Source organism: Corynebacterium sp. P4-C1, assembly GCF_030503595.1.
Classification (GTDB): domain Bacteria; phylum Actinomycetota; class Actinomycetes; order Mycobacteriales; family Mycobacteriaceae; genus Corynebacterium.
The window spans coordinates 660,268-685,401 of sequence record NZ_CP129966.1; the positions used below are offsets into that span (position 1 = coordinate 660,268).

General features: G+C 63.7%; 19 protein-coding genes and 1 pseudogene. 6 read left to right on the forward strand and 14 right to left on the reverse strand.

From position 1 onward, the window contains the following. Positions 1 to 5 precede the first annotated feature (5 nt). The 9 genes from QYR03_RS03100 to QYR03_RS03140 all read right to left on the reverse strand — a co-directional run bounded on the left by QYR03_RS03100 (position 6) and on the right by QYR03_RS03140 (position 11,427). Positions 6 to 797: a fumarylacetoacetate hydrolase family protein gene (locus QYR03_RS03100; protein ID WP_301712792.1), complete on the reverse strand. Its 792-nt coding sequence runs from the start codon at positions 795 to 797 to the stop codon at positions 6 to 8. Between the two features lie 59 nt (positions 798 to 856). Further along, on the reverse strand, positions 857 to 2,422 hold the full coding sequence (locus QYR03_RS03105) for a cell wall-binding repeat-containing protein (RefSeq protein WP_259850995.1): 1,566 nt from the start codon (positions 2,420 to 2,422) through the stop codon (positions 857 to 859). A 10-nt stretch (positions 2,423 to 2,432) separates the two neighbouring features. Then, positions 2,433 to 3,479 carry a 3-isopropylmalate dehydrogenase gene (locus QYR03_RS03110; protein ID WP_259850994.1) on the reverse strand — a complete coding sequence of 349 codons (1,047 nt, stop codon included), beginning with the start codon at positions 3,477 to 3,479 and terminating at the stop codon, positions 2,433 to 2,435. Positions 3,480 to 3,489: 10 nt separating this feature from the next. Further along, positions 3,490 to 3,693, reverse strand: a complete 204-nt coding sequence (locus QYR03_RS03115; RefSeq protein WP_259850993.1) for a YbdD/YjiX family protein — start codon at positions 3,691 to 3,693, stop codon at positions 3,490 to 3,492. Beyond that, positions 3,693 to 5,999 (reverse strand): carbon starvation CstA family protein, encoded by a 2,307-nt coding sequence (locus QYR03_RS03120; RefSeq protein ID WP_259850992.1) that lies wholly within the window; start codon positions 5,997 to 5,999, stop codon positions 3,693 to 3,695. Before QYR03_RS03120 ends, QYR03_RS03115 begins: the two co-directional genes overlap by 1 nt. Before the next feature lie 150 nt (positions 6,000 to 6,149). After that, complete coding sequence (gene serA, locus QYR03_RS03125; protein ID WP_301712793.1) at positions 6,150 to 7,766, reverse strand: phosphoglycerate dehydrogenase; 1,617 nt, start codon at positions 7,764 to 7,766, stop codon at positions 6,150 to 6,152. A 41-nt stretch (positions 7,767 to 7,807) separates the two neighbouring features. Continuing rightward, positions 7,808 to 8,737 carry a hypothetical protein gene (locus QYR03_RS03130; RefSeq protein WP_259850988.1) on the reverse strand — a complete coding sequence of 310 codons (930 nt, stop codon included), beginning with the start codon at positions 8,735 to 8,737 and terminating at the stop codon, positions 7,808 to 7,810. Further along, entirely contained in the window at positions 8,734 to 10,494 is a 1,761-nt protein-coding gene (locus QYR03_RS03135; RefSeq protein ID WP_301712794.1) for a DUF262 domain-containing protein, read from the reverse strand. The genes QYR03_RS03130 and QYR03_RS03135 overlap by 4 nt, the downstream gene beginning before the upstream one ends. Before the next feature lie 18 nt (positions 10,495 to 10,512). Further along, the gene (locus QYR03_RS03140) at positions 10,513 to 11,427 is read right to left on the reverse strand and encodes a cation diffusion facilitator family transporter (RefSeq protein ID WP_301712795.1); all 915 of its coding nucleotides are present in this window, start codon (positions 11,425 to 11,427) and stop codon (positions 10,513 to 10,515) included. A 223-nt stretch (positions 11,428 to 11,650) separates the two neighbouring features. Here QYR03_RS03140 and QYR03_RS03145 point away from each other — a divergent pair, with 223 nt between their 5' ends. Continuing rightward, the gene (locus tag QYR03_RS03145; protein ID WP_259850985.1) at positions 11,651 to 12,343 is read left to right on the forward strand and encodes a hypothetical protein; all 693 of its coding nucleotides are present in this window, start codon (positions 11,651 to 11,653) and stop codon (positions 12,341 to 12,343) included. Positions 12,344 to 12,684: 341 nt separating this feature from the next. On the opposite strand, the gene ilvC is transcribed toward QYR03_RS03145, so the two are convergent. The 3 genes from ilvC to QYR03_RS03160 all read right to left on the reverse strand — a co-directional run bounded on the left by ilvC (position 12,685) and on the right by QYR03_RS03160 (position 16,264). Continuing rightward, complete coding sequence (ilvC, locus tag QYR03_RS03150; RefSeq protein WP_301712796.1) at positions 12,685 to 13,701, reverse strand: ketol-acid reductoisomerase; 1,017 nt, start codon at positions 13,699 to 13,701, stop codon at positions 12,685 to 12,687. 185 nt (positions 13,702 to 13,886) lie between these two features. Beyond that, positions 13,887 to 14,414 carry an acetolactate synthase small subunit gene (gene ilvN / locus QYR03_RS03155; protein ID WP_259851085.1) on the reverse strand — a complete coding sequence of 176 codons (528 nt, stop codon included), beginning with the start codon at positions 14,412 to 14,414 and terminating at the stop codon, positions 13,887 to 13,889. A gap of 2 nt (positions 14,415 to 14,416) precedes the next feature. Beyond that, a complete protein-coding gene (locus QYR03_RS03160) occupies positions 14,417 to 16,264 on the reverse strand; it encodes an acetolactate synthase large subunit (protein WP_301978824.1) in 1,848 nt (615 codons plus the stop codon). 232 nt (positions 16,265 to 16,496) lie between these two features. Between QYR03_RS03160 and QYR03_RS03165 the strand changes: the two genes are divergently transcribed. The 4 genes and pseudogenes from QYR03_RS03165 to QYR03_RS03180 form a co-directional block, all read left to right on the forward strand. Next, complete coding sequence (locus tag QYR03_RS03165) at positions 16,497 to 18,047, forward strand: mechanosensitive ion channel domain-containing protein (protein WP_301712798.1); 1,551 nt, start codon at positions 16,497 to 16,499, stop codon at positions 18,045 to 18,047. Positions 18,048 to 18,051: 4 nt separating this feature from the next. Beyond that, entirely contained in the window at positions 18,052 to 18,552 is a 501-nt protein-coding gene (locus QYR03_RS03170) for a PH domain-containing protein (protein ID WP_259850981.1), read from the forward strand. A gap of 5 nt (positions 18,553 to 18,557) precedes the next feature. Beyond that, entirely contained in the window at positions 18,558 to 20,411 is a 1,854-nt protein-coding gene (gene ilvD, locus QYR03_RS03175) for a dihydroxy-acid dehydratase (RefSeq protein ID WP_301712799.1), read from the forward strand. A 14-nt stretch (positions 20,412 to 20,425) separates the two neighbouring features. Further along, positions 20,426 to 21,217 (forward strand): annotated as a pseudogene (locus tag QYR03_RS03180) (glycosyltransferase 87 family protein); the annotation flags it as partial. Between the two features lie 339 nt (positions 21,218 to 21,556). On the opposite strand, the gene QYR03_RS03185 reads toward QYR03_RS03180, so the two are convergent. Then, positions 21,557 to 22,498, reverse strand: coding sequence for a DoxX family protein (locus QYR03_RS03185; RefSeq protein ID WP_301712800.1), 942 nt, complete (start codon positions 22,496 to 22,498; stop codon positions 21,557 to 21,559). Positions 22,499 to 22,557: 59 nt separating this feature from the next. Beyond that, positions 22,558 to 23,634 carry an aldo/keto reductase gene (locus QYR03_RS03190; RefSeq protein WP_301712801.1) on the reverse strand — a complete coding sequence of 359 codons (1,077 nt, stop codon included), beginning with the start codon at positions 23,632 to 23,634 and terminating at the stop codon, positions 22,558 to 22,560. 71 nt (positions 23,635 to 23,705) lie between these two features. Between QYR03_RS03190 and QYR03_RS03195 the strand changes: the two genes are divergently transcribed. After that, the gene (locus QYR03_RS03195; RefSeq protein WP_301712802.1) at positions 23,706 to 25,109 is read left to right on the forward strand and encodes a hypothetical protein; all 1,404 of its coding nucleotides are present in this window, start codon (positions 23,706 to 23,708) and stop codon (positions 25,107 to 25,109) included. The last annotated feature ends 25 nt before the right edge of the window (positions 25,110 to 25,134 follow it).

Genomic DNA, 25,134 nt, shown 5'->3' on the forward strand with positions numbered 1-25,134 from the left:
ATCGCTTAAGCCCGCCCCACCGGGTTCTTGAGCTTGCCAATGCCGTCAATCTCCACCTCGATGGTGTCGCCCGGAACCATTTCGGCTGTTCCTGCCGGGGAGCCGGTGCAGATGACGTCGCCGGGCAGCAAGGTGTAGGACGAGGTGATGAACTCGATGATCTTGCCCAGCTTCCAGATCATCTGATTCGAGTTCGAGTCCTGCTTAGTCTCCGTCTGCCCGTCGTGGGTCAGGTGCGCCTTGATCGGCAGATCGTCGAAATCGAACTTATCCAAGTCCGTCTCGATCCACGGGCCGAGCGGACAGAACGTATCGATGCCCTTGGCGCGCGCCCACTGGCCGTCGGTGAACTGCAGGTCGCGGGAGGAGACATCGTTGACGATGGTCACGCCGCGGACCACAGACCTCCAGTCTTCAGCCTTGACATTCTTGCATGGGACCCCAATGACAAGAGCCAGCTCACCCTCGAATTCGACGCGCGTGGCAAAGTCCGGGATCTTGATCGGCGCTTCCGGACCGATCACTGCTGTCGGCGGCTTGAGGAAGAGCGTCGGCGGCAGGTGCTCCGAAGACTGCTTGAACACCTCAGCGACGTGGTCCGCGTAGTTGCGGCCGATTGCGACTACCTTGCTGGGGAGCATCGGGGCCAGCAGGCGCACATCTGCGAGCGCCCACTCCTTCCCCGTGAACTCGGGCTCCGTGAACGGAGTTCCCTTGATTTGCTTCGCTGTCGTCGCTTCGTCGTCGATGACCGCGAAAGTCATTCCCTCAGGTGTAGCAATTCGTCCAAAACGCATGCTGCTGAGCATACGCCACGACTATCCCCGCCGCTTAAGGTTAGCCTTTCAATTCCCGACTATTGATAGCTCACAAACCACGGGCGCGGATTGACTGTGCTGTACGTCTGTTCCGGGGTGAACATCGGCATATCTTCGTCGATGAAGTTCTTCCACGCCATGAAGAACTGCGGCTGCAGGTCCTTCCTCATGACGTTCCATGTCTCGAATTTCTGCTCAGTTGTGCCGTGGCCGTCCGCGTGCAGGATGAAGGACAGCTCGGGCGCCGAGGTGTCGATGTTCTCGCGGTCTGGCAGCATCGCCAGCTGGAACTGGTGCACGATCAACGCCTTCTGCGGTAGTTTGTTTTCGCGGGTGAGTTCCGCGAGCCACTGCGTCGCTTCGTTGATCTCCGCCGCATTCGCGGACCCCACCTGGGCCGCGGGCTGCTGGCCAGGCTGGAGCTTCCACTCGGCATCGAGCGCGAGCCCCACATTCGGGCGCTTCAGCAGCTCTTCGTACCTGAGTGCCTGCTCCTTGAAAGTGGTCAAGCCCGGCTGCAAATCGATGACGGCGTAGCCGCCCGCTTCCGTGATGGCGTCGATGTACGGGACGAGTTCCGCGGGGTCGGACTCGTTGGTGAAATTGCCGTCGTCACCCGGATCCGAAGATGCCACAGTGGCGATGATCTCAAAGGCCGGAATCACCTTCTCGTCTGTGAGTTCCTGGTACTGGCGCACCCATTCCTTCACGACGTTCACTGCTTCCGCGGGCGGCTGCTCACCCATCTGGCCCAGCGCCGGGCCCGACGGGTGCCCGTAGGTGGCGATCATCCGCCGCCCCGGGAAGATCAGGCCGCCACCACCGGTCACCTCGCCGTTCTTGGCCAACTCAATCGTGCTGCGGAACCGCTCCGTGCTGCCAAATTGACGGCCGAGCGCCACAGCCTTCTTGCCGTTGACCTGGTCCATCGATTCCTTGGTCACGCGCGGGTCGGCGTACGAGAGCACCGTGACGGGAAGCTTCTTGGCCGCAGCAGTCGCGGTGGCGGCAAAGGAGGTCAGTTCGGTCGCGAAGATCGGGACATCCTCTCCGGCCCCGTCACTGTCCGTGCCCCGGCCATCCCCCTGGGCGCGGTCCACAATCGCACGGACTTCCTGTTCCTCTTCCGCGGCCACCGGCTGGGTGTCCGCGATGAGCTTGAGGTCGTCCTCGTCGGTTTCCTCGCCAGCGCCTTCACCGACGTTGATTACGCGGGTAGCGCCGAGCCGCTCGATTTCGGCGTCGACGGCAGCGGACGTTTCGGGCGTGCCGAAACGGGTCAGCATCGGAGCCCCCTCGTCCACAGCGATTGCCGCAGCTTTGAGCCTGCTTTCCCGATCGGCGGCGGCCACGACAACTGTGTCCGATTCCGGGAAGAATTTCTGGGAGACCTCAGACCCTGTCCCGTCGGGGTCGGCGATGACTTGGGACCCGTCCTTCACCAGCGAAGCCGCCACACCGCCGCCCTGAGCATTCGCCCCGGATTCCGATCCGCTGTCGGAGGGCCCGTCTCCCCCGCCGAAAGCCGAGCATCCGGCCAGCAGCATCGAGGTTGTCACCGCGACCGCGGCGGTGGAGGTGGAACGGCGGGAAGTGAAACGCATGAGGAAAACCTTACTTGAGGGATTCCGCGATACGGGTTCCGACCCTTTCGGTGAAGCTTCCGTTTTCCGCACTTGCACCGCCGGCGGTCTCGTTGTCACGCCGTGCGGAAACATCCTCCGCGACGGCATCTTCGATGCGGGTGGCGGCCTCTTCGTCGTCAAGCCAGCGCAGCATCATGGCGACCGAAAGAATCATCGCAGTCGGGTCGGCGAGTCCCTTGCCTGCGATGTCCGGCGCTGATCCGTGGACCGGCTCGAACATCGACGGGTTTGCACGGGAGGCATCGATGTTGCCCGAGCACGCCAGCCCCACGCCGCCGGCGACAGCGCCGGCGAGGTCGGTGAGGATGTCACCGAAGAGATTGTCGGTGACAATCACGTCGTACCGGTCAGGATCGGTGACCATATAAATCGTCGCGGCGTCGATGTGGTTGTAGTCGACCTCGACCTCCGGGTACTCGGCAGCGACATCGTTAACAGTGTTCTGCCACAATGCACCGGCATTCGTGAGCACATTCGTCTTGTGCACCAGCGTCAGCTTCTTGCGGCGCGCCATCGCGGTCTCGAAACCGTGGCGGACGAGACGCTCGACGCCGTAGCGGGTGTTCTGGGAAACCTCGCAGGCCACTTCTGCCGGAGTGCCCTGCCGCAGCGTGCCACCGTTGCCGGCGTAGAGTCCCTCGGTTCCCTCGCGCACAACCACGAAGTCGATCTCGCCGGGATTCGCGAGCGGACTCACCGCCGTCGGGTACAGCTTCGACGGGCGGAGGTTCACGTAGTGGTCCAGCTTGAAGCGCAGCGGTAGCAGCAGGCCGCGCTCGAGCACGCCGGCCGGGACGCGGTCCGGGTCGCCGATCGCACCGAGGAGAATCGCGTCGTGCTCGCGGAGGCTCGCCAAGTCCTCGTCGGTAAGCAACTCACCGTTGCGCAGATAGCGCCGCGCACCGAGGTCGTACTCGGTGAGCTCCACGTCGTCGCGCACTGCGCGCAGGACCTTCAGGCCCTCTTCCATCACTTCCGGGCCGATGCCGTCTCCTGCAATAACCGCAATTTTCATGCGTTAAAGCTTAACAACAACGGCTTCCCGGGTTGGCTTCTTGATGCGCCCACTTTGCTTTCCAGTATTCCCGCTCCGTCATCAACTCCGCGTCCGGATGGTGGGCGCGCTGGTGGGCGCAGTACTTCGCGTAGTCGTTGTCGCCCATCAATTCCTTGATGTACCAGTTCGTCCACTTGAAAGCGGAGACAACTCCTTCCGCTACCGCGCCCATCAGTGCCCCGCTCCTGCCGGGGTGCTCAGATCGATCCCGAGTTCCTTGGCCACTGCTTTCTCCTCCGCTGTGGCAGTCATGCCGCGCGGAGTGAACAAGGTGGACGGAACCTCCGGCTCTTCGAGGTCTTCGATCTCGATGCCGCGGTTGTGCGCCTGAACCGCGCGAACGCATGCGACGATGGTCGCCAGGACCACGACGATGACGAGCACAGCGAAGAAGATGGACAAAACACCCTGAATCATCGTGTTGCGGACGACGATGTCGATCTCCGACGGCGTTTTCGCAGCCTGGAATGCCTCCAACCCTTGAGCCCGCGCATCCTTGTACTTGGCGTGCTGCGCGAAGTAGCCGATCGACGGATCGTCGCTGAAGATTTTCTGCCAGCTGGCCGTCATCGTGATGATGAGGTCCCACACGAGCGGCACCACCGGGATCCACGCCCACTTGAACAGGCCCTTCTTGAACACAATGGCAGTGACCAGGCACAGTGCGACCGCGGCGAGCAACTGGTTGGCTATGCCGAACAGCGGGAAGAGCACGTTGATGCCGCCGAGCGGATCAGTGACACCCATGACCAGGATCGCGCCCCACATGGCACAGACCAGCAGGGTGGAGACCCAGCTGCCGATCCGCCAAGACGGGTCCTTGAACTTCTCCAGCCCCTTAATGTTGCCCACCATGTCGCCCATCATGAAGCGCGCCACACGCGTACCCGCATCAATGGCGGTGAGGATGAACAGGCCCTCAAACATGATGGCGAAGTGGTACCAGAATGCCTGCATGGCCGGATTGCCCACGATGTTGGTCATGATCTCGGACGTTCCGATGGCGAACGTCGGGGCACCGCCGGTGCGGGACACGATCGTGGGCTCGCCGACCGCTTCGGCCAGCGCAGAAAGCTTCTCCGCGGTCACTCCCTCACCGGGAATATTCAGACCGTTCACGAATTCCGCGGCGGACGCTTCTTCCCCACCGGTCTTCGCCTTCGGGGAGTTGATGGCGAAATAGACGTGCCGGTCGAGGACAATCGCCGTGATCAGCGCCATGATGGCCACGAAGGACTCCATGAGCATGCCGCCGTAGCCGATGGCACGGGCGTGCGTCTCTTTTTCCAGCAGCTTCGGAGTCGTGCCCGAGGAGATCAGCGCGTGGAAGCCCGACAGCGCGCCGCACGCGATGGTGATGAACAGGAACGGGAACAGGTTTCCGGAGAACACCGGCCCGCCGCCCTCACGGCCAAATGCGGTGACCGCGGGCATGTGCACTTCGGGCCTGTCGACGAAGATCGCCACCGCGAGCATCGCGATGACGCCGATCTTCATGAACGTGGACAAATAATCGCGCGGAGCGAGCAGCAGCCACACCGGCAGCACCGACGCGATCAGACCGTAGACAAGGATGCACACGGCCAGGGTCCCCTTGGACAACGTGAACATGTCGGCGCCCCAGGCCGTCTCGGCGACATAACCGCCGCCGATGATCGCGGCGAGCAGGAGGACGACACCGATGACAGAGACTTCAGCCACGCGACCCGGACGGATGAAGCGGCCGTAGACGCCCATGAACAAAGCGATCGGGATAGTCATTGCGATGGAGAACACGCCCCATGGGGATTCCGCGAGCGCGTTGACCACGACGAGGCCGAGCACGGCAATGATGATCACCATGATCACCATCGTGACCAGAGTGCCCGCGAAACCGCCGACTTTGCCCACCTCGTCCTTGAGCATCTGGCCCAGGGAGCGGCCGCGGCGGCGCGAGGACACCGCGAGCACCAGGTAGTCCTGGACAGCGCCGGCGAGAACCACGCCGAAGATGATCCAGAGGGTGCCCGGCAGGTAGCCCATCTGCGCGGCCATGACAGGGCCGACGAGCGGACCTGCACCGGCGATGGCGGCGAAGTGGTGGCCGAAGAGCACGCGGCGGTCAGTCGGGACGAAGTCGGTGCCATCGTTGACGTACTCGGCGGGTGTCGCCCGGGTATTGCGCGGTTTGACTACCTTGTACTCCACCAGCCGCGCGTAGAGGCTGTAGCCGATGATGTAGGTGCCGATGGCGGCTAGGACGAGCCACACCGAGTTGATTGTCTCGCCGCGGTTCATCGCGATGGCGCCCCAGCCGAGGGCCGCCAGCACTGCGGCGATCGCAATGGCGATGCGCTCACCGGTGCCGATGATCTTCTCCGGTTTCACGCCCACAATGTGCTCGGCACCGTCCGGCGTTACGGAAATCTCTAGACGCTCACGCGGAACCGCGGATGCCTCTGGCGACCCCGGGTCGTCTTTGCGCGTTGCGGTGGTCATGTTCGCCCCCTTCAGGTTTGGACAACAAAATTAAGTGTGCTTAATACTGTCATATGTCTTGGCTTTGGCGCAGAAAAACCCCGGATTAATTGCAATCCGGGGTGGGATTTTTCTGGCTTTCCGCTCAGTAGCCGCCTGCTAGCTGGCCGTTTAATCGAGGTCGAGCTGGATGCAGTCCGCCTCGATGGACTTCGCCACAGCTGCCTCGAGTTCGGCCGGGACTTCCTTCTCCACGCGGAGAATCAGGAAGGCGCCGTCGCCCTTCGCAGACTGGGTCAGGGCTGCGGCCTCGATGTTGATTCCCTCGTTGCCCAGCTGGGCGCCGACGTGGCCGAGAGCGCCCGGCTTATCTGTGTAGGACAGGAACAGGTTGCGGCCCTGGGCGCGCATGTCCACGCCGCGGCCGTTGATGCGCACGATCTTCTCCACGCGGTCCAGGCCGGTCAGTGCACCTTCAACAGTCGCAGTGCCGCCGTTCGCGGATACGACCTGCACCTCGAGCGCAGAGCGGTGGTCACGGGACTCGTTGGCCGCGCCAGACTCGACCTCCAGGCCGCGGGCTTTCGCGATTGCCGGGGCGTTCACGAAAGTCACCTGTTCCTCGACAATGCCGGAGAACAGGCCGCGCACAGCGGACAGAGCCAGCGTCGACGGATCCTCGGTGGACAGCTCGCCGCGGGCGGTGACGCGCAGGGACACCGGGGCGTCGTCAAGCAGCTTGCCTGCCAGCAGGCCGAGCTTGCGCGCGAGTTCGAGCCACACAGCGACTTCCTCGCCCACGGCACCGCCGACAACGTTGACGGCATCCGGGACGAACTCGCCGGCCAGCGCCTTCAAAACAGAACGCGCGACATCCGTGCCCGCGCGGTCCTGAGCCTCGCTTGTCGACGCCCCCAGGTGCGGAGTCATCACAACCTCGTCCAGGGCGAACAGCGGGGAATCCGTGCACGGCTCGGTGGCGTAGACGTCGAAACCGGCGCCGCGGATGGGGCCGTTGACGATTGCGTCGGCAAGCGCCTGCTCGTCGACGAGCCCGCCGCGGGCCGCGTTGATGATGATCTGGCCTTCCTTCGCCTTCGCCAAGAGCTCCGCGTTGAACATGCCTTGGGTCTCTTTGGTCTTCGGGAGGTGGATGGTGACGAAGTCGGCGCGGGAGACGAGCTCCTCCAGCTCCACGAGCTCAACGCCGAGTTGTGCGGCGCGCGACGGGTTCGCGTACGGGTCGTAGGCGATGATCTCCGTCTCGAATGCGGTGAGACGCTGGGCGAACAGCTGGCCGATGTGGCCGAAGCCAACGATGCCGACGGTCTTGCCGTAAATTTCCACGCCCTTGAAGGATGAGCGCTTCCACTCGCCGTCGCGCAGCGTCTTGTCCGCAGCCGGGATCTGGCGGGCGGTGGACAACAGCAGCGCGATCGCGTGCTCGCACGCCGAGTGGATATTGGAGGTCGGGGCGTTGACAACCATCACGCCACGCTCCGTGGCGGTTTCCACATCCACATTGTCGAGGCCGACACCGGCGCGGCCGACAATGCGCAGATTCGGCGCGGCGGCGAGGACCTCGCTGTCCACGGTGGTCGCGGAACGCACGAGGAGTGCCTGCGCTTCCGGCACCGCAGCAAGCAGCTCCTCGCGGTTCGGGCCGTCCACCCAACGCACCTCGACGGAATCCCCCAGCGCATCCACTGTGGACTGGGCGAGCTTATCGGCAATCAGAACAACAGGCTTGGCTTCCGGGTTGGACACAGGTGCGGACACGGTGCTCATCTCCTAGACGTATTGGTTAGCGGGTATTGATTCATTAAACCTTAATCCGATACTTGCGGAAGCGAAGCGATATTATCCAACTCTCCCGGCAGAACCCCCGCCTCCGCCTCGCGGATCCGCTCCCCGAGCTCCACGCTAGTGCCGAAATCCCCCAGCGCCACCAGCGGCAGATCCGACAAACCGGCAGTGAGCAGAAGCGTTTTGTGGCTCACCCGCGGATCGGGGTTATCCGTCACGTACACGTTGGCGCCGAAAGCCCGGGCAGTGGCTATTGAAGCTAGCGACGATGTCGGCAGGGCGATGACCTGGGGAGCCATCTCCGCGTCCTGGCGCGAGCGGACCGGCACCACCCCATTTTCAGCGTCTTCCGGCACATGCTGCCGCGGGCCGTACGTAGCGCGGAGCCACACCGGCTCCCCGTCGCGAAGCACCGCGACCTCCTCCGCCGCCGCTTTTTCGTCCGCCACTTCTTTCTCGGCGAAACCCAGCGCGGTCGCCTTCTCTAGGGCCTCACGCCCGCCCGGATCCCTGATCACTTTGAGTTGGTCCGTGTACCCCAGCACCGGCACATCGCCCACCGCATACACAGTGTGGGTGGCCATACGCTCAATCTGCTGGATCACCTCGGCGTGGTGTTCGCTGTTGTAGATCAGCATCGGGGCGTGCGCCACCACAGCCAGCGATGCGGCGCGCAATTGAGCCGCAGGCGTTTCGTCGGCGAGGATCAGCACCTCCGACGACGGGTAGAAAAGCTCGCAAGCGTTGAACCCGGCCTCGTCGTCTAGCACCACCGGATGGCTTTCAAAACGTTCAGCGACGTGCCGCGACTGGTTCACCGAACGCGCCTCCTGGAGCACCCGTTCCCCGCCCGGGCCATCGTCCAGACCAGCTTCACCGCATCCGGCGAGCAGAAGAGCCGCACCCGCCAAGACCGCGGCGAGCCCGGTCGCCCGTGGTCGAATCCGCGTCATTCAGAATCGCCGTCTAGGTCGCGCACGACCTTCTTGTCCATCGCGTACTCGATGATCCCCACGAGCCTGTCGCGGCGGTCGATGAAAAAGGACTGCCAGTCGGAGGTGAACAAATAGTCCGGCTCCAGTTCGTGAGTGGCCAGGACAGCATCGAATTCGTCGTCCTCCATGATCGCTTTCGACTGCAGGCGCGACAGGTACCGCTTCGGTGCGGCGTCCTCCATGACCGCTTCAGTGCGCCGGCCGAGTGGGGTGCGGTTGAGCACCGACTGGGCCAAGTCAGCGTCGACGCCGCGGACACGGCAGAAGCCGTCCGGAAAGACTTGGTGGAATCCGGGGCGGAGCTCCGCGACCGTCTCCGCCGTGAAGGGCTTGCCCGTGCGCCAATCACGGGCACCTCGCGCCATGAGCAGGGAGAACAACCCACGGTAGACACCGGAGTCAGCCCTGGCGGTCAGGAGCCGGGACTCGGTGAAAAAAGCGTCCTCCACCGTCTTCGGCACCCGGTCGGTCTCCCCCTTCGCCCACGGAGTGACCTGGTCGACATCGGAACCGGCGCGGATCGACGGGGCGTGCGCGCCGTACAGCTCGCCGAACACGCCGTTCCAGTACCACTGGTTGATGCGGTCCCAGGTCTCCGGATTACCCAGGCACTCCCCGTCCCACGTGAGCCGCGCCAGAATGACCGCCAACGGAACCAACTGGTGGGAGTACGGCACCTGCTCGACGCTAAAGATGCACCGGTCCGACAGGAATTCCGCAGCACGCACGAAAGCGTCGAGCAGATCGCGGGATGCCCACAGGTAATCGTGCAGGGACAGGTTCAAGATATCGCCGCGGTGGCCCCGCGCCGACCCTTGTGCGCTGGTGACGAGGAGGGACACTCCACGCAGGAAACGGACACGGTCAATCTCGTCGAGCGCGGGGTGCTGCCGCAGCACCTGCTCGCACTCCTGCCAGTGCGCGGCCAGGGAGAACTCCGGGTCTTCCATCGCGAACACAGCGGTGAGCAGCTCGAAAACATCCATGGACACGCCCGAGGAATTCGCCTGCGCGAAGATCTGCCCCACCCCGATCTGGGAGGTGCCGCGATCGAGGCGCGTCATCGGAATGTCGTAGGCCGCGAGCGGGCGCAGAATGCGCCGGTGGAACTCCTTCACATCATGCCGGATGGCCGGGTCATCGGTGGTGGCGGCCATATCGAAGAGCAGATCGTTCCCTTCTTCCCACAGCAGTGCGGAAACCGGGACGATGAAGTTGTCCACCATCGTCTGCCTGTCGCCGACGCCGCCGTCGATCGCCGGGCCGAAGTGGGAACGCACCACTCCGTCGTCGTCGACAGCGAACACCGCCTCCGCCGGCATCGGGTCGTCCGCGACAGCCGCGCGGACATCCACGAAGAAGCGCCGAAAAATGCGGCGGCCGCGGAAGTCGAGCACTTCGATGCGCCCGTCGCCCTGCAGGGACAGGTACAACGAAGACAACCTCTGCTGACCGTCCAGCAGCAGCAACCCTGGCTGCGTGTCGGTCGCCGGCGCACCCTGCAACGGCCGCGGACGGAACCGCATCGGCTCATTGCGGGTGTCCAGCGCCAGCAACGTGCCCACCGGGTAACCGCGCAGCACAGTCGACAGGAGTGTGCGCGTGCGATCGACGTCCCACAGATAGGTGTGCTGGAAATCCGGCGTTTGAAGCTCGCCCCGCTCAGCGCGCGCGAACAGATCGGTCAAGGAGTAGCTCGGCGTGGTAAACCCCATGACCCCAACTCTAGATCACTACCGGTCAGCGTGAGGGGCGCAATAATTCTCGTGCGTGTAGTGCTCGGGCGGCTCGATCTGGATCGTCGCGTGCTCGATCCCCAGCTCCCGCAAGCGTGCCTGCGCACGGTCGAGCAGCGGCGCGTGCTCGGCCACAGTAATAAGGTGCACCGTGCACAAGACATCTGTTCCGCCGGAGGACCACAGGTGGAGGTCGTGGATCGCCTCCACTCCCTCTAGATGCAGCAACGCTGACTCCACATCGTCGGGATCGACACCGTCCGGAACGCGCTCGAGCAGCACGCTTATCGACGTCTTCAGCAACCCCCACGCCCTCGGCAGCACCAGCCCCGCGATGATCAGGGAGGCCACGACATCTGCACCGGTGAATCCCGTCCACACGATGACCAGACCGGCCACGATCACTGCCACCGACCCCAGCAGGTCGACCATGACGTGGAGGAAGGCGCCCTCGATGTTCACCGACTGCTTACGCTGCGACTGCAGCACCGCCGCCGACGCCGCATTCGCCACTAGGCCGACCACCGCGACGATGATCATCGCCCGAGTATCGATGTCCTCCGGACTGCCGATCCTCCGCACCGCCTCCACGACGATCCACACCGAGATCGCCGCGACCGTGACAGCGTTGACGGCGGCCGCCAGCACCTCAGCGCGCCGGTAGCCGAAGGTGGCGTACCGCGATGCCGGTTTCCTCCCCAGCGCGACCGCCACCAGCGCGATGATCAGACCCGTGGCGTCGGAGAGCATGTGCATCGCATCCGCCATGAGCGCCATCGAACCTGACAGCCATCCGCCGACGAGCTCAGCGAAGAACACCACGCCGGTGATCCCTAGCGCCGCGGACAGCGCCCACAGCGGCGCATCGCTGACGCTGTGGTCGTGGCTGTGCCCGTGGCTATGTTCCGTCATGGTCACCACTCTATGACAACTTGACGCTTAATGCAATCTTATTGAAAACATCCTGATCGCCCGATTTTTCATTGACCAGCACAGACTCCGGTGTTCGCCAGGCAAGACATACTGCGGCCAGGAAAAGACGACGGCGACAAGCGGCAAATCTTGTTAGGGTGGGACGCTGACTGTTCAAACGGTCCGTTAGTTAGAAAGCTTAGAAAGAAAGGTGGTCGCGACTATGACCGACAAGACTCCGAACCCGAACGACCCGCACAACCTGCCCAAGGAAGCTGCCGACCGTCTCGGCCACGGCGACCGCGTCAGCGACAAGTTCGACGATGCCCGCACCCAGGCCCACGACAAGCTGAGCGACGCGCGCACCCACGCCCACGACAAGCTCAACGAGACCCGCGTGAACGAAGAGCGCATCACGCCGGCGGACAACGACGCCACCCGCTCCACCCGCGAGGTCCGCACCGACTCCCGCCCGGCGACCACCGGCGGCTCCACCGTCGCCGAGGAGAACAATGGCGGCAGCGGCTGGTGGAAGTGGCTGCTCGGCCTGCTGGCCCTGATTCTGCTCGGCCTCCTGATCTGGTCCTTGGTCAAGGGCGGCGACGGTGAATCCACCGAGGGTTCCACCGAAGTCACCGGCACCACCACCATCGACGTGACCACCACTGCACCGGCAGAGGGCGGTGCTGCTGAGGGCGCAGGCGACGCAGCAGGCAGCGCTACCGGCGCTGCAGGCGATGCGGCCGGCAATGCTACAGGCGCTGCTGGCGACGCAGCCGGCAACGCCGGTGACGCCGCTGGTGACGCAGCCGGCAACGCTGGCGATGCCGTCGGCGATGCGGCTGGCCAGGCAACGGACGCTGTCGGCGATGCGGCTGGCCAGGCTGGCGACGCAATCGGCAACGCCACCAACTAAGAACGGCTAGCCGGTTCCCTCCGGCGGCCAGTTGCGCCGCACCGCGACGCATACCCCAACCCCGCGATTCCCGCTCCAGGGACGCGGGGTTCACTCATGCCTGAGACCCAGAACCCCCTCCACCTCACACAGCACACCCGCCGGTGAATCTGTTGGCATCACACTTATGCACTAAACGCTATACCACCAGGTAGACAGCCTTCGGGAAATCTAAGCTGGAGAGAAATGCAAACAGATTCACCCGCGTTGCCTGCGCGGTGTTTCCTCCCCCCCCATTGCCGATACATAAGCATTAAAAAACCGCCCGAGGAGACCTCGGGCGGCAAGTCGCTGCCGGTGATTTAGCGGGCGGTGTCGCTGAGCGGGTTCTGCACCCAGGACATCATGTCGCGCAGCTGCGCACCGGTCTTCTCGATCGGGTGCTGGGAGATCTTCTCGCGCAGACCCTCGAGCTCCTTGTTGCCGCCTTCGACGTTGGCGATCAGGCGCTTAGTGAAGTCGCCGGACTGGATATCCTTCAGGACATCGCGCATGCGATCCTTGGCGCCTTCGTCGACGATGCGCGGGCCGGACAGGTAGCCGCCGAACTCGGCGGTGTCCGAGATCGAGTAGTTCATGTTAGCGAGGCCGCCTTCGTAGATGAGGTCGACGATCAGCTTCATCTCGTGGAGGCACTCGAAGTAGGCCATCTCCGGTTCGTAGCCGGCCTCGGTCAGGACCTCAAAGCCGTTCTTGATCAGCTCTTCCAGGCCACCGCACAGAACAGCCTGCTCACCGAACAGGTCAGTGACGGTCTCAGCTTCGAAAGTGGTGGGGATGACACCGGCACGTGCACCACCGATGGCAGCAGCGTAGGACAGGGCGAGGGCCTGACCGTTTCCGGCCGGATCCTGCTCGACCGCAATCAGGCAGGGAACGCCCTTGCCGTCAGCGAACGTGCGGCGGACCAAGTGGCCGGGCCCCTTCGGAGCGACCATTGCGACGGTGATGTTGTCGGCCGGGTCAATCAGCTTGAAGTGGATATTCAGGCCGTGGCCGAAGAACAGGGCGTCGCCTTCGTTGAGGTTCGGCTCGATGTCCTTGGTGAAGATCTCGGCCTGGGAGGTGTCCGGTGCGAGCAGCATGATGACGTCTGCCCACTTGGCGGCCTCGGCGTTGGTCTTGACCTCGAATCCGGCCTCACGGGCCTTCTCCGCGGACTTGGAACCTTCGCGCAGACCGATGACGACCTCGACGCCGGATTCGCGCAGGTTCTGCGCGTGGGCGTGGCCCTGGGAGCCGTAGCCGATAACAGCGACCTTGCGGCCCTGGATGATGGACAGATCAGCATCGTCGTCGTAGAAAACTTCAATTGCCATGAGCGAAGCACTCACCTTTCTGTTGGTTCCTGCGCGCCGGAGCGCGTTGAGCGTTTATTGAACGCGTCCCGCATATTGGGCGCCATGTTTCACTATACGGGACGCGCGCGGTTCTGTGTGGGATCAGGGCCGTATTTATGCCGCTTTTATGCCGTATTCATAGAGTCCTGCTCCCACACTGCGGGCTATTTGGAAGGGGCCATCGTCTTCGGGCCGCGGTTGAGAGCGACACGGCCGGACTGGACGAGCTCACGGACCCCGAACGGCTCCAGCACCTCGAGGAAGGCACGGAGTTTGCTCGTTGTGCCGGTTGCTTCGATGACCACGGAGTCCGGCGCCACATCGACGATGCGCGCACGGAAAATATTCGCCGCGTCGACCACCTGCGGGCGGTTGCTGTTGTTTGCGTTGACCTTGACCAGCATCAGCGAGCGGGCAATCGTGTTCTCCTCCTCGAGGCGCACGACCTTGATCACCTGGATCAGTTTGTTGAGCTGCTTGGTCAGCTGCTCGACAGCGTGCTCGGAGGCGTCCACGACAACGGTGAGGCGGTTGATTCCTTCAGTCTCCGTCTTCGCGGAAGTCAACGACACCAGGTTGAAACCGCGGCGGGTGAACATGGCGGTGACGCGGGTGATAATGCCGTCGACGTCCTGCACCAGAACGGAAAGGACACTACGGGTGACATCGTCGTAAATCTGGTTGTTGTTCATCATTATTTCTCCTCCGCATCTGCCGGTGCATCGGTCGTGCTCTCGGCCACGGTCTCGTGGATGTCGGCGGGCGTTTCCCCGGCGGACATGTCTTCTTCGAAAAGCGGGCGCAGGTCGCGCGCGTACTGGATCTCGGAGTTGGAGCTACCGGCGGAGATCATCGGCCACACCTGGGCATCTTCGCCGACGACGAAATCGATGAGGACCGGACGGTCGTTGATTTCGCGCGCACGCTTAATGGCGGGCAGGACCTCTTCCTCGGTGGTGACGCGGATTGCTTCAGCACCGAGAGCCGTGGCCAGACCAAGGAAGTCCGGGATGTACGTCTCGTCCTGGTGCAGCTTCGTGTGCGAGTAGTGGCCGTCGTAGAACAGCGTCTGCCACTGACGGACCATGCCCAGGTTGCCGTTGTTGATCAACGCGACCTTGAACGGGAAGCCCTCGACAGCGGCGGTGGTGATTTCCTGGTTGGTCATCTGGAAGCAACCGTCACCGTCGATGGCCCAGACCTCTTTATCCGGGCAACCTGCCTTGGCGCCGAGCGCCGCCGGGATGGAATAACCCATCGTTCCCAAACCACCAGAATTGAGCCAAGTGCGCGGGTGCTCGAAGTCGAGGAACTGCGCGGACCACATCTGGTGCTGGCCGACACCTGCAACGTAGATCGCCTCGGGGCCGACCTCCTTGGACAGCGTCTCGATGACGAACTGGGGCGACAGGGATCCGTCCGCGTGCTTTTCGTACCCGCGCGGGAAGCGCTCCTTCATGTCATCGAGGTAGCTCTTCCACTCGTCGATCTTCGGAGCGGAGACCTTCTTGCCCTTCTTGAACGGCTCGATGAGCTGGCTCAGAACCTCCTTGGCATCGCCGACGATCGGGACGTCGACGGCACGGATCTTGCCGATCTCGGCTGGGTCCACATCGGCGTGGATTACCTTGGCGTCGGGAGCGAAATGGTCGGGGTCGCCGGTGACGCGGTCGTCGAAACGCGCGCCAATGGTGATCAGAAGGTCCGCTTTCTGCAGGGCGGCGACGGCGGGAACCGTGCCGTGCATGCCCGGCATGCCCATGTTGAGCGGGTGGTGAGTGGGGAACGCTCCGAGCGCCATCAGGGTGGTCACGACCGGAACACCGGTGACCTCTGCGAACTTCAAGAGCTCCTTCGAAGCGTTCGCCTTGATCACGCCGCCGCCGGCGTAGATCACGGGGCGCTCAGCCTTGGCGATCATCTTCGCCGCGGAGGAGATCTGGCGACCGTGCGGGTTGGTCGTCGGCTTGTAGCCGGGCAGGTCGATGACCGGCGGCCACCGGAAGTCGATCTCTGCGTTCTGGACATCCTTCGGGAAGTCGACCAAGACCGGGCCCGGCCGGCCGGTGCTGGCCAGGTGGAAAGCCTCGGCGAGAGCCTGCGGGATCTCATCCACATCGGTCACCATGATGCTGTGCTTGGTGATCGGCATGGTGATGCCGCGGATATCGGCCTCTTGGAACGCGTCGGTGCCCAGCAGCGGGGTTCCCACCTGGCCGGTGATGGCCACGATCGGCACCGAGTCGAGGTACGCATCGGCCAGGGCCGTGACGAGGTTGGTCGCACCGGGACCCGAGGTTGCCACGCAGACGCCGACCTCGCCGGACGCCATGGCGTAGCCTTCGGCGGCGTGGCCGGCGCCTTGCTCGTGGCGCACCAGGACGTGGCGCAGTTTCTTGGCGGCGAACAGGGCGTCGTAAAGCGGAAGAACCGCTCCACCCGGGATACCGAAAACGATTTCGGTGCCCAGCTCCTCGAGACTGCGGACGATAGCTTCGGCACCTGTGATGCGCTCCGCTTGTTTCTTCTGTGACGCTGCCACTATTTCCGAACTCCTTTGGTGAGTTTTAAGCACTCTGGGTGATCCACGACAAGCGCCCCCGCTCGAATGCTGAGGCGGGGGCGCTTGTCTTACGGCTTCTAGGTAGACGACTTTGTCGCACGTAAGGCAAGCGCCGTGCGAATCTCTACTACTAGGCCGTTGAAGATCATGCCTAGATCTTAAAACATCTCCACGCTTCCCACAGGAATTTTGAGGATAATCTGTTCTTGCTATGCCTTTCACACTCATTCTCGAACAGATGTGGCGCTGGTTGGCCGACACCGGCATCAACCTCGCTTTGCTCATTGTGGTGGCGATGCTGGTGCCCCGCGCCGGCCGTCTGGCCAACCGGTACGCGGAGCGCCAAGTGGCCGACGCAAAGGACCCTGACGAGGGAAAGTCGTCGCTCGCCATCGCTGGAGTCGCGATCTATCTCCTCCAGCTGCTGGCGTACTTCCTCATCCTCGTCTTTTTCTTGCAGCAGATCGGCTTCTCGCTCGCCGGCGCCGCAATTCCCGCGACCGTTGTCTCTGCCGCAATCGGTTTCGGCGCGCAGAATATTATTGCTGATTTCGTGGCGGGCTTTTTTGTTCTTTCGGAGAAGCAGTACGGCGTGGGCGACCTCGTCACCTTCAATCTCGGCGGCGACGAAATCACGGGTGACGTCATCCAGATCACCATGCGCGCCACCCAGGTGCGCACGTTGGAGCAGTACACGGTGACGATTCCGAATTCGACGGCAAAGGTGTGCATCAATAATTCCAATATCTGGTCGCGCGCCCTCGTCGTCGTGCCCGTTCCCCTCGCCCGTTCCCGCGATGTCGACGAGGTCATCGCGCGCGCCGAGCGCGCGGCCCGGAAGGCGCTGGCCAACCCCGAGATCGCACCCCTGGTCCGCGGCGAGCTCCTGTCGCAGCCCGGAATCGAGATCAACCCGCCGAACACTGTCGGCATGCCGTGGACCCTGGATGTCCGCTTCATGGTCCGCTGCACGCCGGGCGACCAGTTCCCCATCGAGCGCGCCCTCCGCGTCCACATTCTCGAGGAATTCTTCGACGAGTACGGCTCGGAGACGGCCACCCGCCCGCTTGACGACGACGCGACGCAGTCCTTCCCCGCCGTGAGCACCGGCCGGTACAAGAGGGGCTGGAGCACGGACCACGACCTGGATGCGGACCCGTCTGCGGCCGCAACGTCGGTCCTTCCCGCTAACGACGGTTCCAGCGACGGCCCCGGGGACGGCTTCGGCGACGATGCAGACGTCGAGGCGGAAGTGGGCCGCAATCCCGATCCGGAGCTCAGCGACCACGAAGAAGTCCCGGCCGAAGAGGACCCGGCGGCGGCAGAGTCGAAGCGCCGTTTCGCCTTTGGCACCTTCGGTGGCCGCGTCAGGGCTTCCACAGGTCTGCTCATCGCTCTCTTCCTGGGCCTGCTCATTCTGCGCGGGATGACTATGTCGGCGGGAGAGAACAGCGAGGCCCGCTCCGGTGTCTTCGCGCCGCCGCGGTCATCCACCTCCGCACCGGCGACGCCCACGAGCGGCGCCAAAGCCACCAGTACCGCCCCGACCAGCGTCGAGGAGGAGCCGAGCAAGGAAACTCAACCGCCACAGTCGGGGACACCGGAAACGTCCGAGTCCGCACAGGCACCGGTGCCGCAGAACTCCAAGCAGCCGCGCACAACGCAGCAAACCACTGCACCGACAAGCGCACGGGAGACGGCGCAGACTCCCGCTCCCGCCTCCACCCCGAGGGAGACAGCGAGCGCCAGCCCGATAGCATGACACCATGACGTTCACCCCGGACCGCACCCACGTTCTCGCCGCGGTGCTCATGACTGGCATCGCGCTCATCGGAATCTCTTGGGCCCCGCTCAAGCTCGGCTGGCTCCTGATTTTCCCCATTATTTTCATCGCGTGGGTGTTCACCGCCAAGACGCGGGTGGACGATGACGGCATCGCCGTGTCCTACCTGTTCAGGAAGAATGTGCGTTTGCCGTGGGACCAGCTCCGCGGCATCGGTTTCGAGGGCTCGCGCGCGAAGATCGCCACCGTAGACGGCGAGGAGTACTCACTGCCCGGAGTATCGTTCAATTCATTGCCGGAACTCGCTGAGGCCTCCTCCGGGCGGATCGCCGACGTGATCACCCAAGCTTCCGAGGCAGCGGACGGAATGATGGAGGTCACCGACCAGGAGGGCAATTCCATCCTGGTCACGCCCGAAGAATACGAGGAGCGCACCGCAGCCGGCGAAAAACTTTCGAGAACTGCACCTAAGAACGAGGAGTAAGCCTTATGCCCAACGCAATCCCGCTCCGTTCCCGCATCACCACTGTGGGCCGCCAGGCCGCTGGCGCGCGTGCGCTGTGGAAAGCCACAGGCACGAGGGACAACGAGTTCGGCCGCCCGATCGTTGCCATTGTGAACTCCTACACCCAGTTCGTCCCCGGCCATGTGCACTTGAAGAATGTCGGCGACATCGTGGCCGAAGCCGTGCGCGAGGCCGGCGGCATCCCCAAGGAGTTCAACACCATCGCTGTCGACGACGGCATCGCGATGGGCCACGGCGGCATGCTCTACTCCCTGCCCAGCCGCGAGATCATCTCCGACTCCGTCGAGTACATGGTCAATGCGCACACAGTCGACGCCATGGTCTGCATCTCCAACTGCGACAAGATCACACCGGGCATGCTCAACGCCGCCATGCGGCTGAACATCCCCGCTGTCTTCGTCTCCGGCGGCCCAATGGAGGCCGGTAAGGCCGTGGTCATCGACGGTGTCGCGCAGACGGGCACGAAAACGAACCTTGTCGACGCGATGTCCAGCTCCGCGAACGACGCGATTTCCGACACCGACCTGGACCGCATCGTTGAATCCGCCTGCCCCACCTGCGGCTCCTGCTCCGGCATGTTCACCGCGAACTCGATGAACTGCCTCACCGAGGCTCTCGGTTTGTCGCTTCCGGGCAACGGCACCACCCTGGCCACCCACACCGCACGCCGCCGCCTTTTCGAGCGCGCCGGCGAAGCCGTGATGGACATTGCCCGCCGCTACTACGGCGAAGGCGACGAATCGGTGCTGCCGCGCAGCATCGCCACGCGCGAGGCATTCCGCAACGCGATGGCGCTCGACATGGCCATGGGCGGATCGTCGAACACGATCCTCCACACTCTCGCCGCGGCCCAAGAGGGCGAGGTCAACTTCGATCTGAAAGACATCGACGAACTCTCCCACGAGATCGCCTGCATCTCTAAGGTTGCGCCGAACGGCGACGCACACATCGAGGATGTCCACCGCGCTGGCGGCATTCCCCGCATCCTGGGTGAGCTCAACCGTGCCGGTCTGCTCAACACCGACGTCCACTCCGTCGCTTACTCGAACCTGAACGACTGGCTCGACGACTGGGATATCCGCGGCGGCAATGCCACCGACGAGGCCATCGAACTCTTCCACGCCGCGCCCGGCGGCGTCCGTTCCTCCGAGGCGTTCTCCCAGTCCAACCGGTGGGACGAGCTGGACACGGACCCGTTGGGCGGGGTGATCCACGACTTCGACCACCCCTTTACCTCCGACGGCGGCCTGGTCGTGTTGCGCGGCAACCTTGCCGAGGACGGCGCAATCCTCAAAACCGCCGGTGTCGAAGAGGAGCTCTGGGAATTCTCCGGGCCCGCCCGGGTCGTTGATTCCCAAGAGCAGGCTGTCTCCATGATCCTCGCGCGCGAGGTCCAGCCTGGCGAGGTCGTGGTGATCCGCTACGAGGGGCCAGCCGGCGGCCCCGGCATGCAGGAAATGCTGCACCCCACGTCCTTCCTCAAGGGCGCAGGATTGGGCAAGGTCTGCGCCTTAATCACCGACGGCCGCTTCTCCGGCGGCACCTCCGGCCTGTCGATCGGCCACATCTCCCCCGAGGCGGCCCAGGGCGGCCTCATCGGTCTGATCGAGAACGGCGACACCATCCGCATTTCCGTCCGCGACCGCAAGCTGCAGCTCGAAGTCGACGACGATGAGCTCGACCGCCGCCGCGCCGAAATGGAATTGCGCGACAACCCGTGGTCGCCGAACCGCACCCGCCACGTCACCAAGGCGCTGCGCGCGTACTCGAAGATGGCCACGTCCGCAGACAAGGGCGCTGTCCGACGCGTGGACTAGACCAGGAAAGAAATATGCCGCTCATTCTGCTGCTCGGCGTCGTTCTCGGCGGGCTCAACCTCGGACACAGCTTGACCTTCGCCGCGCAGGAGACGCTTCTCGACGTCGGCGTGTTCCGCGACGCCGGCGCCGCCTTCATTGACGGCGCGCCACTGTACGAGGGCTTCCCCTCGCGCAGCGGTTTCGCGTTCATTTATCCGCCGTTCGCGGCTCTACTCTTCGTCCCGCTGACGTGGGTGCCAGAGCTCGCGATGGACATCATGTGGAACTGTTCCATCGTCGCGGCCCTATTCGGCATCATGGCGATGGCGTGCCACCGGCTCGGGCTGCGGCCTTGGTGGGCGTGGGCGGCGGCCCTCACCGGCTTCGCCACCTGCCTGGACACAATGTCGTCCAACCTCTATTACGGGCAGATCAACATCTTCCTCGTCTTCCTGGTCGCCGCGGACGTACTCGGCTACACCCCGAAACCCGTGCGCGGCCTGGGAATCGGCCTCGCTGCCGGCATCAAGCTGACCCCGGCAGCCTACGCAGTGATCTTCCTCGCCAGAAAAGACTGGTGGTCGATCGCCCGTTCGGCGGGATTCTTCGCGCTCACCGCCGTCATCGGATTCATTTTCCGTCCCGGCGAGTCTGTGTACTTCTGGACTGAAGAATTCTTTGCCACCGACCGCGGCGGCGACGTGTTCTACCCGCCGAACCAGGGCTTGGGCGGATTGCTGTCGCGGGGTCTTGTGGATGCGGGAACCGTCGAAAAGCTCTCACCGCTATTCCTGTTGATGTTCGCGGCGGCGACGATCTTCATCGCCTACCGCCTGGAGGAACGGGGACGCAGCGTGGAGGCACTGTTCGTGACCGTGCTGGGTATCTCCCTCGGCGGCCCGTACGCCGTGTCCCACCACTGGGCGGGCATTGTGCTGGTACTGCCTTTGATCTTCGCCGTGCGCGAGCAGGGCTTGCGCTTCCTGCTCGCCGTGGCTGCCGGCGCGTGGCTTGTCCCCGGCTACGAGTTGGTGGCCGAGGAGGATGCCCAGAATTTCGCCTGGCCGCTGTGGTTCAACACCAACATCATCGGCCTGATGGGCCTGGCGATTTTCGTGGGATATCTGGTATTCGCTTTCGGCGGGCGCCTCAGCTCGGACGTGCTAGGCGAAGATCCAGAGAAGGACCGTGCCCGCGATACCGATCGCAGCGCAGAGCCAGGAGCTGGCCATCGGGCGGCGCGTCCAGCTGCGGTTGAAGTCGACGCCGATGACGCCCGGGCCGGTGAACTGAACCGCTAGCGCCATTCCGAGCATGGCGACTGCCAGCCACACCGAAGGCTCCCACGCGAAGACATCCGTCGCCGCCTCGGAACCGCTCAGTGCCTCGACCGCCACGAAACCAGTGGCGGCGACGGCGACCAATGCCGCGACCGGAGTGAGAAGGCCCAGCACGAGGAACACACCTGAAGCGAGCCCCATGGTGGGCAGGGCGATCGCCAATGCGCGTGGATAAGCGTGCGATGCGAGCTGATCCTCCAGTCCTGCGAGGCCGTCATTGCCTCCGAGTTGGAACAGGACAGCCAGTGAAGTGCAGATGAGAATACCGCCCACGACCAGGCGCAGGATCAGTAAGCCGACATCGATCGTGCCGCGGCCGACCGGTGCTTGCTCCTGCGGCTCGCGCTGAGCGGTTTTGGCGGTATCGGTATCCAGAGTGGAATCCGTTCCAATGCCTTCCGCGGCCTCGGTGGTGTGGAGGGTACCGGCGGTGCTCACCGTGCTCGCCGCGACAGGCTCAGAGGAAGTCGTGCGGGCGATCGTCGAGCCGCCGGTGCCGGACACCTCCGGCTCAGCGGTGCGGGCAATCTTGCTGGACTTAGCGGACTTCGCAGATTTCGCAGATTTCGCGGACTTTTCGCCTGCATCAGTCTCGGCTGCGGTCGATGCCGGCTGAGTCTGGGATTTCGGCGTGGACGGCAACACCTCTGTCGGCGCGGCCTTGCCGGTGCGCGTGTAGACGTTGGTAGTGGGAACGTCGAGGTCGTCAATCTCAGTGACGTCCTCGAGCTTATTCACGGGCTTTTTGCTGCCTTTGTCAGTCATACCCTCAAACTTAAGGCAGCCGGGTCGGACATCCCGGCTGCCACGCAGGGGAATCTGCTCTAGCCGCGGGTGCGGGAAGCGGTCGCCCCAGCCCAGATGTTGATGCCGGCGTCGTGGGCGATGTCGTCGATAAGCGAGAGCTCCTCGTCGCTGAACTCGAGGTTGCCCACGGCATCGAGGTTCGCGTCGAGCTGCTCGACGCTGGATGCGCCGATCAACGTGCTGGTCACCGTGCGCTCCCCCTGGTCGCGCAAGACCCACGCGATGGCCATTTGCGCGAGAGATTGGCCGCGCTTCTTCGCCACCTCGTTGAGCTTGCGCGCCATGGCGATATTGCTCTCGCTGAGCATGTCCTCGCTGAGCGACTTGCCCGCCGCCGCACGCGAATCGGCGGGGATTCCGTCGAGGTAACGGTCGGTGAGCAACCCCTGCGCCAGCGGGGAGAAGGCGATCACGCCAAGGCCGTTCTCCGCGGCGGACTCGAGGAGGGATGCCCCGTCCTCACCGGGCTCCTCGACCCACCGGTTGACCATGGAGTAGCTGGGCTGGTGGATGAGCAGCGGGCACCCCTCCCCCGCCATGATCTCCGCGGCCTCCGCCGTCAGCTCCGGGCCGTACGAGGAAATACCGGCGTAGAGCGCCTTGCCGGAGGCGATAATATCCCGCAGGGCGTACATGGTCTCCTCCAACGGGGTGTCCGGGTCGGGCCGGTGGTGGTAGAAGATGTCCACGTAATCCAGTCCCAGGCGCTCCAGCGAGCGGTCCAGCGAAGAATGGAGGTACTTGCGCGTACCGCCGAAGCCGTACGGACCTTCGTGCATGTACCAGCCGGCTTTCGAGGAGATGATCAGCTCGTCGCGGTGGGCAGCGAAATCCTCCGCCAGAATGCGCCCGGCATTGATTTCCGCAGACCCGGCGGGCGGGCCGTAGTTGTTGGCCAGGTCGAAGTGGGTCACACCGCGGTCGAAAGCGCGGCGCATGATGGCGCGCTGGGTCTCGATCGGCTTGTCGTCGCCGAAATTGTGCCAGAAACCGAGCGAGACCCGGGGCAGCTTCAGGCCCGAATTCCCGATCCGGCGGAACCAGTTCTCACCAGCGTTGTCGTAACGGTCAGAAGCAGCGGTATAAGCATCCATGCCCGCCCATTGTGCCACAGCTTTGCTACTCTCTACCCGATCATAAAATTTCTCTAATTGAAGGTTCTTCTATGAAGAAAACACTCAAAGTGGCCATGGCGCTCGTCGGCCTCACAGTCGGCGCCGGCTTCGCCTCCGGCCAAGAAGTGCTGCAGTATTTCCTCTCCTACGGCTACTGGGGCATCGTCGGCGCCGCGGTCGCGGGCCTCACCATCGCCGTCTTCAGCGGCTGGGTCTACCAGCTCGGTTCCTACTACCTGGCTGACGACCACAGCGCAGTGTTCAAGAGCGTCTCACGCCCGTTCTTGGCGCGGTACATGGACATCACGACCATGTTCACCCTGTTCTGCATCGGCTTTGTCATGGTCGCCGGCGCCGGATCCAACATGGAGCAGCAGTTCGGCTTCCCCACTTGGATCGGCTCGGCCATCATGGTCGTGCTCCTGGTACTGTCCGGGTTCCTGGACATCGACAAACTGACCAACGTCATCTCCCTGATCACGCCCCTTTTGATCATCTGCATCCTCGGCGCGTTCATCATCACCATGATGAATATGCCGGACAACATCGGCGAGCTCAACGACCTAGCACAGACCAACCAGCACGCTTCGGGCACCTTCGGCAACTGGTTCGTAACAGCGATGAACTACGCCACCCTGGTCATGATCATGGACTGCTCCATGATGCTCGTCTTCGCCGGCTCCCACATGAACCCGGCGCAGACCGGCAAGGGCGGCCTGCTCGGCGGCATCATGTTCGCGGTCCTGCTGATGATCCTCGTTTTCATCCTGTTCTTCAACATGGAGAACGTCATGGACGCCGACCTGCCGCTGCTCATGGTGTTCGACACCATGCACCCGGCTGTGGGCACAGCCGTCTCCATCGTGATCTACCTGATGATCTACAACACCGCCGTCGGCCTCTTCTACGCCCTCGGCCGCCGTCTCAGCCACGACAAGCCCGAGAAGTTCCGCCCTTACTACTTCATCGTCGTGGCCATCGGCTTCGCGCTGTCCTTCATCGGCTTCGCAGACCTGGTCAGCTGGGTCTACCCGGTGCTGGGCTACCTTGGCCTCGTGCTGGGCATCATCATGGGTGTCGCCTGGTTCCGCGACCGCAAGAACATCCAGGAAGAGACCGGCCGCCGCGAGCGCCTCGCCGAGCTCGCCCAAACGCAGCTCCACCCGGACCAAGACAACTTGACCGAGGATGAGCGCGACGAAGTCAACACTCTGACCTCCGATTCCAACATCGGCGACCAGGACCTCTGGCACTCGGTCCAGGAGGAGGTCGCGGCGGACCTCGACGCCGACGGTTCCAACGACTTCCGCCTCAAGAATGTCCCCGCGCTCGACCCGGATTCCGAGTCCTACGGCGGAGCACCCGACTCCAAGGGCGACCAGATCAACTGGAAGTCCTACGAGGAGATGTACAAGACCGGCGAGTTCCCAGCGGCCAAACCCGAAAAGCAATAGCTTTCGGCTTAACGACGCAAAAACT

Bases quoted from the DNA above. Each gene is read 5' to 3' on its own strand.
- QYR03_RS03100 (WP_301712792.1), bottom strand. From the start codon at position 797: ATGCGTTTTGGACGAATTGCTACACCTGAGGGAATGACTTTCGCGGTC.
- QYR03_RS03105 (WP_259850995.1), bottom strand. From the start codon at position 2,422: ATGCGTTTCACTTCCCGCCGTTCCACCTCCACCGCCGCGGTCGCGGTG.
- QYR03_RS03110 (WP_259850994.1), bottom strand. From the start codon at position 3,479: ATGAAAATTGCGGTTATTGCAGGAGACGGCATCGGCCCGGAAGTGATG.
- QYR03_RS03115 (WP_259850993.1), bottom strand. From the start codon at position 3,693: ATGGGCGCGGTAGCGGAAGGAGTTGTCTCCGCTTTCAAGTGGACGAAC.
- QYR03_RS03120 (WP_259850992.1), bottom strand. From the start codon at position 5,999: ATGACCACCGCAACGCGCAAAGACGACCCGGGGTCGCCAGAGGCATCC.
- serA (WP_301712793.1), bottom strand. From the start codon at position 7,766: ATGAGCACCGTGTCCGCACCTGTGTCCAACCCGGAAGCCAAGCCTGTT.
- QYR03_RS03130 (WP_259850988.1), bottom strand. From the start codon at position 8,737: ATGACGCGGATTCGACCACGGGCGACCGGGCTCGCCGCGGTCTTGGCG.
- QYR03_RS03135 (WP_301712794.1), bottom strand. From the start codon at position 10,494: ATGGGGTTTACCACGCCGAGCTACTCCTTGACCGATCTGTTCGCGCGC.
- QYR03_RS03140 (WP_301712795.1), bottom strand. From the start codon at position 11,427: ATGACGGAACATAGCCACGGGCACAGCCACGACCACAGCGTCAGCGAT.
- QYR03_RS03145 (WP_259850985.1), top strand. From the start codon at position 11,651: ATGACCGACAAGACTCCGAACCCGAACGACCCGCACAACCTGCCCAAG.
- ilvC (WP_301712796.1), bottom strand. From the start codon at position 13,701: ATGGCAATTGAAGTTTTCTACGACGACGATGCTGATCTGTCCATCATC.
- ilvN (WP_259851085.1), bottom strand. From the start codon at position 14,414: ATGAACAACAACCAGATTTACGACGATGTCACCCGTAGTGTCCTTTCC.
- QYR03_RS03165 (WP_301712798.1), top strand. From the start codon at position 16,497: ATGCCTTTCACACTCATTCTCGAACAGATGTGGCGCTGGTTGGCCGAC.
- QYR03_RS03170 (WP_259850981.1), top strand. From the start codon at position 18,052: ATGACGTTCACCCCGGACCGCACCCACGTTCTCGCCGCGGTGCTCATG.
- ilvD (WP_301712799.1), top strand. From the start codon at position 18,558: ATGCCCAACGCAATCCCGCTCCGTTCCCGCATCACCACTGTGGGCCGC.
- QYR03_RS03185 (WP_301712800.1), bottom strand. From the start codon at position 22,498: ATGACTGACAAAGGCAGCAAAAAGCCCGTGAATAAGCTCGAGGACGTC.
- QYR03_RS03190 (WP_301712801.1), bottom strand. From the start codon at position 23,634: ATGGATGCTTATACCGCTGCTTCTGACCGTTACGACAACGCTGGTGAG.
- QYR03_RS03195 (WP_301712802.1), top strand. From the start codon at position 23,706: ATGAAGAAAACACTCAAAGTGGCCATGGCGCTCGTCGGCCTCACAGTC.